Here is a 13,252-nt window from a genome sequence, read left to right as displayed (position 1 = left end):
TACTAGAAAATTGTCGATAAAAATCTGCCCCTTTTATCTCCATAGGCTGACATGATTAAACTGCGTCTCAAACGCTACGGCAAAAAACGGAACGCCACCTATCGGATTGTGGCCATGAATAATACGGATCGCCGCGATGGGCGTGCCCTCGAAGAATTGGGCTTCTACGATCCGATCCGTGATGAAGTGCGCCTTAAGGAAGAGGCTATCAAGCGGCGTTTGGCGCAGGGCGCACAACCCACAGATACCGTGCGGCGGCTGTTTGTCAAAGCGAATCTTCTCCCTGAAACTGCCAAAAAATAGGCAATGACTGAGTCGGCTGCCCCCAATTACGCTGCCTTGATTCGCTTCCTGCTGGAACCCTTTATGGAAGCACCAGAAACCCTACGGCTGCATGCGGAATTTTCCCCTGCCAATTCTCGCATCTGGGTACGCCTTGCCTTTGCTGGCGAGGATAAGGGACGGGTCTATGGCCGTGGCGGTCGCAATCTTCATGCCATTCGAGCGGTTTTACAGGCTGCTGCCCAAGCCGCCGGTCAGCAGGTTTACTTAGATGTCTATGACGATGCCAAAAGTACACCTAAAATAGATCATCAAGGGAGCGATCGCCCCCGGCGATCCCGTCGTCGTTCTTATCCATCATCAAGGAGGCAAAGTTAGCGCGTGTCTGAAGTGCGTTTAGGTGAAAACGAATCCATTGAGTCCGCTCTACGGCGATTCAAGAAAAAAATCCAAAAAGCGGGCATTCTTTCGGAAGTCAAACGGCGTGAACGTTACGAGAAACCCAGCCTGCGCCGCAAACGCAAACAGGAGGCCGCCCGCAAGCGCAATCGCTAAGCCTTGGGTATGACCACGAGGGAAAGCCTCACGATTGACCTCCACAGCACTGAGAGTGCGATCGCCCTTGTCGGTGAGCAAGAAGCCAACCTGCGCATCTTTGCCGCCCAAACAGGGGCGACCCTTGTTTTAAGGGGGCGGGATCTCTACATCACTGGTACCCCTGCTCAAATCCAACTCTGCCAACAACTGATTCAAGACCTCGGTACCCTCTGGCGCGAGGGTCGTCCTGTGTCTGGGGTAGATATTCTCACCGTCCGCCATGCCTACGACACCCAGCAGCGGGAAGCCCTCCAAGAGCTGCAACAGGATATTCTGGCTCGCACCCGTCGCGGCGACATTATTCGTGCCAAAACCTTTCGCCAGCGCCAGTACATTCAAGCCATTCGCAGCCACACACTCACCTTTGGCATTGGGCCAGCGGGCACCGGCAAAACCTTCTTGGCCACCGTTCTAGCCGTCCAAGCGCTACTGTCGGGTACTTATGAGCGGTTGATTTTGACACGGCCTGCGGTGGAAGCAGGGGAGCGGCTCGGCTTTTTGCCGGGAGATTTACAGCAAAAAATTGATCCCTATTTGCGTCCCCTCTACGATGCTCTTTACGAACTAGTGGAGCCGGAGAAAATTAGTAACCTGATGGAGCGGGGGGTGATTGAAGTGGCTCCCTTGGCCTATATGCGAGGGCGTACCCTCAATAATGCCTTTGTCATCCTCGATGAGGCCCAGAACACTACCCCTGCCCAAATGAAAATGGTGTTGACCCGCATTGGTTTTAACTCCTGCTTGGTGGTGACGGGGGACTTGACACAAACCGATCTACCAGAACATCAAACCTCCGGCCTCAGTGTGGCCACGAAAATTCTCAAAGATGTCGAAGGGATCGCGTTTTGTTATCTAACCAAGGGGGATGTGATTCGCCATCCCCTTGTCGAGCGAATTATTGATGCCTACGATCGCCATGAGCAGGCCTTGCTTACTAAGTCAAAAGAGCGCGCATCTGGGCGTAGCGATCGCTCAGCCAAGGCCAATTAACCACCTGCCACCAAGCCTCTAGGTACTGATCGCGACGGTTGCGATAGGTCAGGTAGTAGGCATGCTCCCACAAATCATTGCCCAAGATCGGCACTTGCCCTTGCATCAGCGGCGAATCTTGGTTCAGTGTGGTGGTAAGGGCCAGATTTCCTTGGGGCGTCAGCACAAGCCAGACCCAGCCACTGCCAAAGTGCTTCAGACCTGCCTGCTGAAACTGGGTTTGAAACGCTGAGAACGAGCCAAAGGTGGTTGCAATTGCTGTGGCCAACTCCCCCGTGGGTTCACCGCCCCCATTCGGTGCCATACTTTGCCAAAAGAGGGAATGGTTGGCATGGCCGCCGCCGTGGTTGCGCACGGTTTGTTGGATAGCGGTGGGTAGTTGGCGAATGTGGCACAGTAAATCCTCAATGGGTAGCCCCTGCCATTGCCGGTAGGGCGTCAGTGCCTTGTTCAGCGTCTTCACATAGGCCGCATGGTGTTTGTCATGGTGTAGCTGCATCGTCTCCGCATCAATCACTGGCTCTAGAGCATCGTAGCCGTAGGGCAAAGGCGGCAGCGTATAAATTTCTGACGGCTCACCTTCAGCCACGGCTGGGCGCGATCGCAACCAGAGTGTAGCGGCACTGCCGACGAGGAGGCCGAGGGTTTGACGACGGGTTAGGGGCATAGCGAGTACGTGAAATGTTCCCGCTAATAGTTTAAGTCCCGCAGGATTATTCTTGGCGCAGTAGCAGTTGTTGAGCTTGGCTGGGCGTCAGCAGTTGGCCATCCACTTCAATTTGTAGCACCTTGTCAGCGGATGGTTGCAGCATCGTACTGGCCTCACGGCGGTCTTTAGAACGCCACTGATTTTGCCAAAGGCGGTTCATTTCCGAGGATTCAAAGCCGGTGGTCGGGGAAATGGGATTCAAGATCGGGGGCAGGGGAGTCGCCAACGTGGCCAAGGGATAACATATCCCCAGCAACACCACGCTCAGCAGCAGTGGACGAGTCATATACCAATACCTCTTAGGAGCGATCGCAAATAATTTTTACAGTAGGCTTCTTCTAACCGCTTATTTTTTTCACCAAGGTCAGCCCTCATTCTTATTATATCCTCTGGAACTAAAGTCCTTTTTGGGTTTTTTCCCTCGTACTGAAGCGTTGAAGCTACCAAGCTTCTGTATTGTTTCCTAAGTTATGATGGTAAGGCGTACGCACCAGTTTTTTGGCAATTATCAATCCAGAATGACACAGGTATACACCCCTGAAGATGTTTGGCGATTATTGGCAGAGCTACTGGCGGCTCAAAAGGAAACAGAACGCCGATTTCAGGAAACCGAGCGACAATTTCAAGAAACAGATCGGCGTTTTCAGGATCTTGAACAGCGATTTCAGGAAACGGCTCAACGGTTTCAAGAAACAGATCGGCGGTTCCAAGAGACTGACCGGCGTTTTCAAGAAACCGAACGGTTGCTCCGAGAAGAAGCACGGCAGCTCAACCAACAAATTGGCAAACTGGGCAATCGCCTTGGGGAATTTGTGGAGTGGCAAGTCCGCCCAGCCGTGTTGCGCTTATTTCAGAGTCGGGGAATTGCTGTTTCTCAACTCTACAGTGATGTGATTCTTCAAGACGGCAACGAGAGTTTAGAAATTGATCTGTTGGTCGTTAACACCGATGAAGCCGTTCTCATCGAAGTGAAAACAAAACTTAGCCAAGGGGATGTTGATGAACATTTAGAGCGGATTGCGAAATTTCGCCGTCTAGCTCACCAGTATCGTGGCACCAAACTCTTGGGTGCCGTGGCAGGGATGATTGTGCCGCCCGAGGTGGCTCGCTACGCTTATCGGCAAGGTTTGTTTGTGTTGGCGCAGTCGGGGGATGGGGTGACGATTCTCAACGACCCGCAGTTTCAGCCCCGTGCGTGGTAGGCCACTATCCCCTACTTGATTCGACGGCGGAAGCAAGGTGGAGAAAGAGGTCCGTCCCACACCTGTGTGACCTAGGCAGCGCGTTTGACCAAGGAGCGAATGACGTTGTCTTTCATCATCAATAGGCGAGAGGCTTGCAACAGTAGCTCACGCGCTTCCTGAAGGCTCATGGCACTCACTTGCTCCTCCATCACCCGCATTTGAAACTCCTGTTCAAAGCTGAGGTCAACATTCAGTTCGGGGAAGCGTTGCTCCATAGAATGTACTCCTTACTCCATGTTATCGGGCATACGTGTTAAAAAATATAACAAACACATTGACAAAGTTGCCACTCAATGAATATCACCCGTGCAAAGGATAAAATGTTCAGTATGAACGATTTCGCTAAATTCTTGATCGGTTTCACAAACGAGACCTGATAGACTGAGCTAAAACTCAAGTTTGATGATGAGGACGGCAAGATGCGGTTGGCAGAGGTGGCCGAACGGTTTGGGGCAACCCTTGATTGTCCAGAGCAGGGCGATCGCCCCGTGTTGGGGGTAGCCCCCTTAGAAACAGCAACAGCCACGGATATCTCTTTTCTGGCCAATCCGAAGTACACCGCTCTATTGCAGACCACGGCAGCGGCTGCTGTGTTTGTCCGTCCCGATTTTCAAGGGGAGGCAGCCTGTCCCCTGCTGCGGGTGCCCCATCCCTACCTTGCCTTTGCCAAATGTATTGAATGGTTTTATCCGCAACCCAAACCCTCCGCCAAAATTCACCCGACGGCAATTCTGGGAGCCGATGTGGTGTTGGGAGCGGATGTGACGATTGGTGCCTATACCGTGATTGGCGATCGCGTGCGCATTGGCGATCGCACAGTAATTGATAGTCATTGCACACTCTACGATGATGTGGTGGTTGGCGCCGATTGCCGTATCTATAGCCACTGTGCCCTGCGGGAGCGGGTACAATTGGGCGATCGCGTCATTCTGCAAAATAGTGTTGTCCTCGGCGGTGATGGCTTTGGCTATGTGCCTCTGCCCGATGGTCGCCACTATAAAATTCCGCAAGTGGGCACCGTGGTCATTGGCAATGATGTCGAAATTGGTGCCGGCACAACGATTGATCGCGCCACCCTCGGGGAGACTACTGTGGCGAATGGCACGAAGATTGACAACCTGACGATGGTGGCTCACAACTGTACCATCGGTGAAAACGCGATTCTCTGTGCTCAAGTGGGCTTAGCGGGTTCGACCCACATTGGTAATCATGTCGTTCTGGCGGGACAGGTGGGGGCAGCGGGTCATTTGACCATTGGCGATCGCACCATTGTCTCTGCTAAATCCGGCATCAGTAGCTCTGTCCCCCCAGATAGCCGCATGGGGGGGATTCCGGCCATGGATCAAACCCTCTACCTCAAGGTTTCAGCCGCAGTGAAGCAGCTGCCGGATCTCCTCAAGCGAGTGCGCCAATTGGAAGCAAAGGTAGGGGGATAGCATAGATATTCTAACCACCCTCTATAGTGGAATTAAGGGCTAGGGTTGCCTTTTGGATCGTTCATCATAGGGTGAGGGGCAATGGGTCACACGAATCTGCGACACTAAAGCTTATGACTCCTCCAGCAGCCATTCGATTACTGCCCAGTGATCAGGAATTGTTCCAAGCGCTCCTTGGCTACCATGAACTGACAACCAAGGCAGACAAGCAAGCAGCCTTACTTACCTTGCTCCAGCGCGATCGCGCCCAAGTCATTGTCAAAAGCATTGCCCAAGCTGCCTTTCCCCAAACGGCCTTTAACTTTGCCCTCTGGATGCTCAACCATGACTTGGTGACGCTAGATTGGCTCTACGACATCACCTATCGCATTTCCACCCAAGGCTGTCAAGAAACCATTGATTTGGGATTGCTCTACGGCAGTCTCAAACACTTAAGTGCAGGGGATCAAGCCGTTGTCTTGGGTCAAACTGAGGCTGCCCTCAAGGCGATTCGTCTCGATGAGTTGGACTTAGCAGCCTTGATTACGACACTGGAACCGGCAGTGGCGATCAGTTTCCTCTCTTGGTTTGTCACCTTTAAGAAAATCACGACAGTGGATCTGGAATACATCAGCCAAATTGTCCAGAAGGTGAAACCTAACGCCGAACCGCCCCAAGAGACCACTGAGATTCACTCCCAACCCCTCGTCCCTGAACCCCACATCATTGAACTTACCCTTGAAGACAAATTGCTGGATTTGAATTTGCAATTGGGGGGCACAGAAACAGAGATTCTACCCAAGGTTTTGGATCGCTTTTTATTTCGGCGCACCCGTGAAGATAAGGTGGTCTATCGTCCCAATACACAGGTGGTACGCCTTGCCTGCGTTGGCGAAGAGCGCCGTGACATTCCTGTGCCAGTGCGCAGTGCCAAAACATGGCCACCGGGAGTCTATGTGATCTATCGCGAGCAGGAATCCCTACAACTGATGCGCTTGCCAGATAACGAGTTCTACGAAATTTTGCCCCTTGGGCCTGATCCCTATCTGCGCGCTGAAACGATCGCCCGCATGGTTAAGGAAGGGCAGCGCTAGCTATAAACGGGCAGTGTGAAGTGAAAGCAACTGCCTTTTCCCGGTTGGGAGTCCACCCAAATCTGGCCGTAGTGCATACGAATAATTTGGCGGCAAAGGGCAAGGCCAATGCCATAGCCTTCAATGGTGCGATCGCGATCGAGGCGAACCGTCTCGCCAAAAATTTTTTCCTGCTGCTCAATGGGAATACCGGGGCCAGTGTCACAGACGGTAACTTGTACTTTTTGAGTCATGCGGTGAAAGGCGCTCAGGTGGATTTTGCCCCCTTCAGGAGTGTATTTACAGGCATTGTCCAGCAGATTAACAAGGACCTGACGAATGCGATCGCCATCGCCATAGACCAAGGGTAAATCCAAAGGAATGTCGGTGGTAAAGTGCTGCTTTTTACGTTCAAAATTGAGGCGCACATCCTCAACCGTTTCTTGGCACAGTTGTCGCAGATCCAGTTGCCGCGCCATAATTTGCAGCTTATCTTGGGGCCCGCGCGCCGCTAAGAGTAAATCCGTAATCAGTTGTCCCATTATCTGGGTTTGACTGCGGGCATGGTGAAACAGGCGTTGGATGTCCTCAGTATGGAGTTGCTGAGTGCTCTCTTCCTGAAGGTTGGCTTCGAGGGTTTCAAGGGCAATGCCAACAGCAGTGAGGGGGTTACGCAACTCATGGGCCAGCAAGCCAATAATCCGATCTTTAAATTGCAGTTGTTCGGCAAGGCGATCGCGCTCTTGGCGCAGTTGAAACAGCTCATCCTTCAGGCGGCTGAGTTCCATCGAGCAATCGGACTGCTCCGCTGCCGACTTTTGCATATCTGCCTGTAGGCCGAGAGCCACTTCCCGCTGCCAGCGCGGCCACCAATAGTCTACTTTTTGCAGCAGCTTACGACCAGCGAGGGTTTGACGCGGTTCAGGACGGACTTTAATCAAGGCAGGCGTGGCAACCAGCTTGTACTCCTCTAGGAGATAGGGCTGCTCACCTATGGGCACCACTTTTAACTCAAAGCCAAAGTTCGAGGGTAGTTGCTGAATGTGGGCTTGAATAGCAGCGGTTTCCTCTTCATCGCCCGGACGATTGGCAACAAACAGGAGCAAACTGAGCGGCGGTGTCGTTTCTTGGGTAGAACTGGCATCCGCAGACGCTTTCATTGAATCACCGGCGAGTATTCTCAGGGGCAACGAAGTGCGCTTCCTCTCTAGGAAACACCATAAAGATTAACTAAATGTTAGCGGATTCTCCCCCGCAACCCAACCTAGGATTGTTGGCCATCCCGCCGGCCAAGTTCGTAGATTGCCCCACCGATGGTTGCCATCAGGCCTAAACTCAAGGCCCAACTTTGTCCCAAGCCCAAACTACAGAGGATAAAGCAACCCGTCCCCACCAGAATAAAGGGAACTAGCCCCACCATCCCTGCCCAGAATTCGGCACTTTGGTTTGCTTCACCCCCTAGCCACGTCACTAAACGCTGTATTAAGGCTTGCCCCGTGGGATAAAAGCCCCAGTACAGGGCGATCGCCCACAGACCAGACCCCGCAATGGCAATGGGGGAGAGAGAAACCTGCTGCAAATTGGGAATCATAGGAGTCCTTGAAAAATCTTGGGATCAAACATTTCTCGGAGAGATAGATAGTAGGGGGTAAAAACACTTGTATCATAGCCAGCGGCACGGGTTTGTATTTCCTTACCCAAAAGGTGCACCATTTGAAACACTAGCTCCCATATCACATTCAGCGAAGGATAAAGCATCAAACACAGGGGAAAGAGTTCTCGTTGCAGCGCCTCAAGGCTTTGCTCCAAAAGACATACCCAGAGGTAGATCTGGAACATCTCGACATCGCGAATACTGGAAACACGCACACTGGCTTGGGTCAAAGGGCCACTAAAACAGCGGTGCTGGGGGTTGAGTTCGGCAACACGATCACAAATAGCGGTGGCGATCGCCGTGCTCTGGGGCAACAGATGGCGCACTAAAGCCAAGGCCGGATCATTGTAGTCGTAGTTGGCTGCTGCGTTATAGGCACGGTGCAAGGGCATGTAGAGGTGATCATCAATGACTTTGAAGAAGCTACTGAGGATCGGACGTTGGCTCGTTGGTGCCACTTCTAGCAGTAATACCCCCGTGTGGTGAAACTGCATACTGACAAAGCCAATCACCCGCGGATCGACGGCAGTATAGCGGCGGCGAATCTCACTGATGGCACTAGCCAGCTTGGCGGTCATTTGCTGGGTGCCCTTGCCGGCTTTGTAGAGTTTGAGGGTGCGCTGATAAATGTCATGGATGTCTTTGGAGATGCTCCAAGGATCCACCAGTTCCGCTGGGATGCCATGGCGAATCATCTCTGCGGCCAAGAAGCCTTCAGTGCGCTGCCAAGCCTTGACACTGGCATTCCGCAATTCGGCCAAGAGCCGAGGGGCAACCACCGCTGGATCATCCTCCGCAAGGGCGGTGGTGTTGAGGTTGGTAATATAGCGCTTTGCCCAAGCCTGTGCCAGACTGCTCAAGGAGGTGGTGTCTGGTGCGATCGCGCTCGATCCGTCAGTAGTGGTATTCAACATGAGCACCTCCGCCATTTAGAACAGGGCTATAAGCAGAATTGATGTTAAGAATCGTAACTTGTTTTAAGCTGATCCTGCCACCCTGCGCTACTAGCGATCGTTGACCGCAACTGCCCATACCGTTAATCTGCCCTATAGCAGCAACATCTTTGGAGAAATTGGATGGACTGGCAATCCTTTGCCGTGAGTTTTGCGATTGTGTTCTTGTCAGAACTGGGGGACAAGAGTCAACTGGTGGCGATTACTTTAGGGAGTAATGCCCGCTCCGCTACCGCTGTCTTTCTAGGCGTGGCCTCTGGCTTGGTGTGTACAACGTTTTTCGGTGTGCTTTTGGGCAGTGGGATTGCCACATTGATCCCCGTGAAGGTGGTCAAGGCGATCGCTGCCATGATGTTTGCCTTTCTGGGGTTTTATTTGCTGTCTCAAAGAGCGGCTGACAGCCTTGACAAGGAGCAAATTTGATTATAACCAAAGGATTGATTATCATAGTGACTACAGGTTAGCAAATGGATAACCCTAAAACTGCGATTTAACTGCAATAGGCTACTTAGCTAAGCAAAATCTGCTGTTTGAATTTTATTTTTTAGGATAGCGCCGTGTTCACGTCTCCTGCTCCCAGTCCCCTACCCCCCATTCGTTCCCTTGAGGATGCGATCGATCGCTGTCAGCGGCTTGGATTGCGGCTCAGTCGGCAGCGGCGTGCCATTCTTGAACTGCTCTGGGATGCCAAGGATCACCTCTCAGCGCGGCAGATCTACGATCGCCTGAATCAAGCCGGCAAAGACATCGGCCATACCTCTGTATATCAGAATCTCGAAGCCCTTTCCGAGCATGGCATTATTGAGTGCGTTGAGCGTGCCGATGGGCGCCTTTACGGCAATATCAGTGATAGTCACAGCCATGTCAATTGTCTCGATAGCCAGAAAATTATTGACGTTCATGTTGAGCTACCCCCCTCTCTCATTGCTGAGATTGAAGCAAAAACTGGCGTGAAAATTGTTGACTATCGCATTGATTTTTACGGTTATCAAAACACTGATCCGAGTGCCCAAGGATAACTGCCGTGGCCAATCCCCAACATCTTCAGCTTCTCAAGCAGGGGGTTACCGCTTGGAATCAATGGCGGGAGCAAAGCAGTGATATTCGCCCTGATCTGGGACAAGCCGATCTCACTGGCGCCAATTTGGAGCTGTACAACCTCACCAATGCCAATCTTGATCAGGCAAATTTAGCGGGGGCGGATCTGCGCAACGCTTTGCTCAAGGATGCCTACATGGCGGGAGCAAACCTCTACATGAGTGATCTGATTGAGGCAGATTTGCAGGGGGCCTGTTTACAACGGGCTACCTTAGCGGGTGCTGATCTCTACAAGTCAAATATTGCCATGGCCGATCTGCGCCAAGCCAACTTGGTGGGCACGCTACTGCGGCGAGTGAGCCTAGTGGAAGCGACCCTTGCCTATGCCAACCTCACCCGTGCCAATCTCTTTCAGGCCAACCTGCACTTGGCCGATCTCAAGAGCGCAATTTTGCAAGAAGCGATTCTTGAAAGTGCCAGTCTCATTGAGGCGAACTTTGAATATGCGGTTCTCATTGCGGCCAAGATGTCGAAGGCCAATGCCCGCCGTGCCAACTTTAAGGGGGCAAACCTCTACAAAGCAGAAATGGACGGCATGGATCTGCGGGATGCGATTCTCGATAAAGCTTAGCACCAGCAACTTGTGAAAAGGCAAGGTTCAGGCTACGTTAGAGGTGAATCATCCTCGCCGATTGCAACTCGAAGGGAATGCCTGTGACTAAAAGCATCCGTAATACAGCACGTATGGTTCTTGGTGTGATTTTTGGAATTATTGGGGTTATCGGCTTTATTTTACCCCTCCTGCCAGGAACGCCTTTTTTGCTGATAGCGGCAGCTTGTTTTAATTCTATGGAACCTGAGGAGGCCGCCAGTGCCCAAGGGAATGAATCGCCACCCGTGGCATGAAATACTTTTTCCTCACTGAGGGGTGGCAGATTGGCCGCGTGTGGGAACCCCAAGGCCTCTGGAATGAGCAAGCGTGGCGGCGATCGCCCGTGATCACCCGTACCTGCCTCTACATTCTAGAGGGGGAGGAAAAGCTCTGGCTGTACCAAGTGGAGGAGATGGTTCTCATGGTAGAAGTGAAGCCCAGCCATCCTGACCCGGCCTCAACCATTGGCCAAGTGGTGCTCAAGCGCCTGATGAGTGCGGAGGATGTGCTGACCTACCTGTGTACTACCCCTGCCATTGCCAAAATTCAAGTGGAGCGAACCTCCCCTTCGGGCGATCGCCCCTAGCGATTCTTAAGCCTTTGGCACAATTCGTTAACTCTTCTGGCGCAATTCCCTATCTGCGGTGGCTTAGCAGAGAGAACTTGATCAATGCTAGCCTTGGTGTTCCCTGTTTGAGGTAAACTAGTTCGATGTTGTTGCCAACCGATGGAAACGCATTCGGCAACTCAACCCTAGACTTTCGTGATTGATCAATTTTAAGGTGTCCTTTGGTTGCAAACTCCGCTGCCTGCCTTGATGGCAAATCCTTAGCCCAGTCCATTGAACGCCAGTTGGCTGATCATGTGCGGACGTTTCAAGCCCAGTGGGGGCGATCGCCTGGGTTGGCCGTGTTGCGGGTTGGTGATGATCCCGCCAGTGCCGTGTATGTCCGTGCCAAAGAACAAGCCTGTGGCCGCGTCGGGATTCAATCCTTTGGTGCCCATTTACCGGCCACCATTACAGAAGCGGATTTATTGGCCAGAATTACTGAGCTAAATCAGGACGAACGGGTGGATGGCATTCTGCTGCAATTACCCCTACCACCCCACCTTGATCCCTGTCCCCTGCTATACGCGATTCATCCGGATAAAGATGTGGATGGCCTGCATCCCGAAAATCTCGGTCGGCTCGTGCGCGATGAACCGGGACTGCGCAGTTGTACGCCTGCTGGAGTGATGCAGCTTTTGGTCGCCTATGGCATTGATGTTGCAGGTCGCTCGGCAGTGGTCGTGGGTCGCAGTATTTTGGTCGGCAAGCCCTTGGCCTTGATGTTACTCACTGCCAATGCAACGGTGACGATCGCCCACTCGCGCACCCGTGATCTTGCCAGTGTCACCCGTAGTGCTGAGATTTTAGTCACAGCGATGGGACAGCCGCGGCGGATTACTGCCGACATGATTCGGCCGGGGGCAGTGGTCATTGATGTCGGGATTAATCGCATTCAACGCCCCGACGGCAAATCGAGTCTCTGGGGCGATGTGGACTATGAGGCTGCCTGTGCTGTGGCCAGTTATATTACCCCTGTTCCGGGGGGCGTCGGTCCGATGACCGTTGCCATGTTGTTGCACAATACTGTATGGAGCTATTGTCGCCGTCACAACTGGCACAAGCCCCTGCTCTCGTTGACCTCTATGCCGCCCGCACCCTGAGGAGTTGTTCATGATTTCCGCTGATCCCCCCCAAGTCCATCCCGCCGGCACATTTGATCTCAAGGCCTACCTCAAAGAACGCCAAGCCCTTGTGGAAGCGGCCCTCGAAGCATCGATCCCCGTTGCCTACCCAGAGAAAATTTACGATGCGATGCGCTATTCACTGATGGCAGGGGGCAAACGGCTGCGCCCAATCCTCTGCTTGGCCACCTGTGAACTGATGGGGGGCACCGTGGAAATGGCCATGCCCACCGCCTGTGCCCTAGAGATGATCCACACGATGTCGCTGATCCACGATGATCTGCCGGCTATGGACAATGATGACTACCGTCGCGGCAAGCCCACAAATCACAAAGTCTATGGCGAAGATATTGCCATTCTGGCGGGGGATGGCTTACTGGCCTATGCCTTTGAATATGTGGTGGAACAAACGAAAAACGTGCCCGCAGAATATCTGCTGAAAATTGTGGCGCGGTTGGGGCATGCGGTGGCAGCAACGGGATTGGTGGGCGGTCAAGTGGTGGACTTGGAGTGTGAAGGGCAGCCGAACATTGATCTAGAAACGCTGCACTTTATCCACTCCCACAAAACGGGGGCATTACTGGAGGCCTCTGTGGTTTCTGGGGCATTACTGACGGGGGCGAATGAATCTGATGTGGCTCGCCTGTCGCGCTATGCGGCAAATATTGGCTTGGCGTTCCAGATTGTGGATGACATTTTGGATATTACTTCGACCCGCGATGTCCTCGGTAAAACCGTTGGTAAAGATGTGGCCGCCCAAAAAATGACGTACCCGCGCCTGTGGGGTCTGGAAAAATCTCGCCAAGAGGCTGAACGCTTGGTGGCAGAGGCGAAGGCAGAGTTGGCTGTGTATGGGGCAGCCGCCGTTCCTTTGCAGGCGATCGCCGACTACATTACCAGCCGCAGTCATTAAC

Annotated in this window: 20 protein-coding genes; 14 read left to right on the top strand and 6 right to left on the bottom strand. The window is 52.9% G+C overall.

The window, feature by feature from the left end; translation table 11 throughout:
* Window positions 1-51: 51 nt before the first annotated feature.
* From rpsP to RHJ02_RS10300, 4 genes are read left to right on the top strand one after another with little or no spacing between them, the layout of a single operon-like run.
* Window positions 52-303: a 30S ribosomal protein S16 gene (gene rpsP / locus RHJ02_RS10315; protein WP_149819178.1), complete on the top strand. Its 252-nt coding sequence runs from the start codon at window positions 52-54 to the stop codon at window positions 301-303.
* Between the two features lie 3 nt (window positions 304-306).
* Window positions 307-660 carry a KH domain-containing protein gene (locus RHJ02_RS10310; RefSeq protein ID WP_181494762.1) on the top strand — a complete coding sequence of 118 codons (354 nt, stop codon included), beginning with the start codon at window positions 307-309 and terminating at the stop codon, window positions 658-660.
* A gap of 3 nt (window positions 661-663) precedes the next feature.
* On the top strand, window positions 664-837 hold the full coding sequence (rpsU, locus tag RHJ02_RS10305) for a 30S ribosomal protein S21 (RefSeq protein WP_015126245.1): 174 nt from the start codon (window positions 664-666) through the stop codon (window positions 835-837).
* A 9-nt stretch (window positions 838-846) separates the two neighbouring features.
* Window positions 847-1,869, top strand: coding sequence for a PhoH family protein (locus tag RHJ02_RS10300; RefSeq protein ID WP_149819174.1), 1,023 nt, complete (start codon window positions 847-849; stop codon window positions 1,867-1,869).
* Here RHJ02_RS10300 and RHJ02_RS10295 read toward each other — a convergent pair.
* On the bottom strand, window positions 1,814-2,536 hold the full coding sequence (locus tag RHJ02_RS10295; RefSeq protein WP_310743007.1) for a superoxide dismutase: 723 nt from the start codon (window positions 2,534-2,536) through the stop codon (window positions 1,814-1,816). The two genes, RHJ02_RS10300 and RHJ02_RS10295, sit on opposite strands and share 56 nt — an antisense overlap.
* Before the next feature lie 46 nt (window positions 2,537-2,582).
* Entirely contained in the window at window positions 2,583-2,864 is a 282-nt protein-coding gene (locus RHJ02_RS10290) for a hypothetical protein (protein WP_206200083.1), read from the bottom strand.
* Between the two features lie 232 nt (window positions 2,865-3,096).
* Here RHJ02_RS10290 and RHJ02_RS10285 point away from each other — a divergent pair, with 232 nt between their 5' ends.
* On the top strand, window positions 3,097-3,780 hold the full coding sequence (locus tag RHJ02_RS10285; protein WP_302677661.1) for a hypothetical protein: 684 nt from the start codon (window positions 3,097-3,099) through the stop codon (window positions 3,778-3,780).
* Between the two features lie 71 nt (window positions 3,781-3,851).
* Here RHJ02_RS10285 and RHJ02_RS10280 read toward each other — a convergent pair whose 3' ends face one another.
* Window positions 3,852-4,037, bottom strand: coding sequence for an NblA/ycf18 family protein (locus RHJ02_RS10280; protein WP_024125509.1), 186 nt, complete (start codon window positions 4,035-4,037; stop codon window positions 3,852-3,854).
* 204 nt (window positions 4,038-4,241) lie between these two features.
* Here RHJ02_RS10280 and lpxD point away from each other — a divergent pair, with 204 nt between their 5' ends.
* On the top strand, window positions 4,242-5,258 hold the full coding sequence (lpxD, locus tag RHJ02_RS10275) for a UDP-3-O-(3-hydroxymyristoyl)glucosamine N-acyltransferase (protein ID WP_310453760.1): 1,017 nt from the start codon (window positions 4,242-4,244) through the stop codon (window positions 5,256-5,258).
* A 113-nt stretch (window positions 5,259-5,371) separates the two neighbouring features.
* Complete coding sequence (locus RHJ02_RS10270) at window positions 5,372-6,331, top strand: hypothetical protein (protein WP_206200080.1); 960 nt, start codon at window positions 5,372-5,374, stop codon at window positions 6,329-6,331.
* Here the strand turns inward: RHJ02_RS10270 and RHJ02_RS10265 are convergent.
* The 3 genes from RHJ02_RS10265 to RHJ02_RS10255 form a co-directional block, all read right to left on the bottom strand.
* Entirely contained in the window at window positions 6,328-7,470 is a 1,143-nt protein-coding gene (locus RHJ02_RS10265) for a histidine kinase (protein ID WP_206200079.1), read from the bottom strand. The genes RHJ02_RS10270 and RHJ02_RS10265 overlap by 4 nt on opposite strands.
* Window positions 7,471-7,574: 104 nt before the next feature.
* The gene (locus RHJ02_RS10260) at window positions 7,575-7,901 is read right to left on the bottom strand and encodes a hypothetical protein (RefSeq protein ID WP_149819160.1); all 327 of its coding nucleotides are present in this window, start codon (window positions 7,899-7,901) and stop codon (window positions 7,575-7,577) included.
* A complete protein-coding gene (locus RHJ02_RS10255) occupies window positions 7,898-8,878 on the bottom strand; it encodes a hypothetical protein (protein ID WP_310744517.1) in 981 nt (326 codons plus the stop codon). The genes RHJ02_RS10260 and RHJ02_RS10255 overlap by 4 nt, the downstream gene beginning before the upstream one ends.
* 162 nt (window positions 8,879-9,040) lie before the next feature.
* Here RHJ02_RS10255 and RHJ02_RS10250 point away from each other — a divergent pair, with 162 nt between their 5' ends.
* The 7 genes from RHJ02_RS10250 to crtE all read left to right on the top strand — a co-directional run bounded on the left by RHJ02_RS10250 (window position 9,041) and on the right by crtE (window position 13,251).
* Window positions 9,041-9,340, top strand: a complete 300-nt coding sequence (locus RHJ02_RS10250; protein WP_206200078.1) for a TMEM165/GDT1 family protein — start codon at window positions 9,041-9,043, stop codon at window positions 9,338-9,340.
* A gap of 134 nt (window positions 9,341-9,474) precedes the next feature.
* The gene (locus tag RHJ02_RS10245) at window positions 9,475-9,936 is read left to right on the top strand and encodes a Fur family transcriptional regulator (RefSeq protein ID WP_206200077.1); all 462 of its coding nucleotides are present in this window, start codon (window positions 9,475-9,477) and stop codon (window positions 9,934-9,936) included.
* Between the two features lie 5 nt (window positions 9,937-9,941).
* On the top strand, window positions 9,942-10,586 hold the full coding sequence (locus tag RHJ02_RS10240) for a pentapeptide repeat-containing protein (RefSeq protein WP_310800191.1): 645 nt from the start codon (window positions 9,942-9,944) through the stop codon (window positions 10,584-10,586).
* A 77-nt stretch (window positions 10,587-10,663) separates the two neighbouring features.
* Complete coding sequence (locus RHJ02_RS13105; protein WP_206200076.1) at window positions 10,664-10,861, top strand: DUF454 family protein; 198 nt, start codon at window positions 10,664-10,666, stop codon at window positions 10,859-10,861.
* Window positions 10,858-11,193: a hypothetical protein gene (locus RHJ02_RS10235; protein ID WP_149819148.1), complete on the top strand. Its 336-nt coding sequence runs from the start codon at window positions 10,858-10,860 to the stop codon at window positions 11,191-11,193. Before RHJ02_RS13105 ends, RHJ02_RS10235 begins: the two co-directional genes overlap by 4 nt.
* Before the next feature lie 203 nt (window positions 11,194-11,396).
* On the top strand, window positions 11,397-12,317 hold the full coding sequence (gene folD, locus RHJ02_RS10230; protein ID WP_310800190.1) for a bifunctional methylenetetrahydrofolate dehydrogenase/methenyltetrahydrofolate cyclohydrolase FolD: 921 nt from the start codon (window positions 11,397-11,399) through the stop codon (window positions 12,315-12,317).
* A 10-nt stretch (window positions 12,318-12,327) separates the two neighbouring features.
* Window positions 12,328-13,251: a geranylgeranyl diphosphate synthase CrtE gene (gene crtE / locus RHJ02_RS10225; RefSeq protein WP_206200074.1), complete on the top strand. Its 924-nt coding sequence runs from the start codon at window positions 12,328-12,330 to the stop codon at window positions 13,249-13,251.
* Window position 13,252 lies beyond the last annotated feature (1 nt).

This window comes from Thermosynechococcus sp. TG215 (assembly GCF_031583455.1).
GTDB lineage: Bacteria > Cyanobacteriota > Cyanobacteriia > Thermosynechococcales > Thermosynechococcaceae > Thermosynechococcus.
The sequence above is the reverse complement of the archived record's forward strand: the minus strand, read 5'-3'. Positions and strand labels throughout refer to the sequence as shown.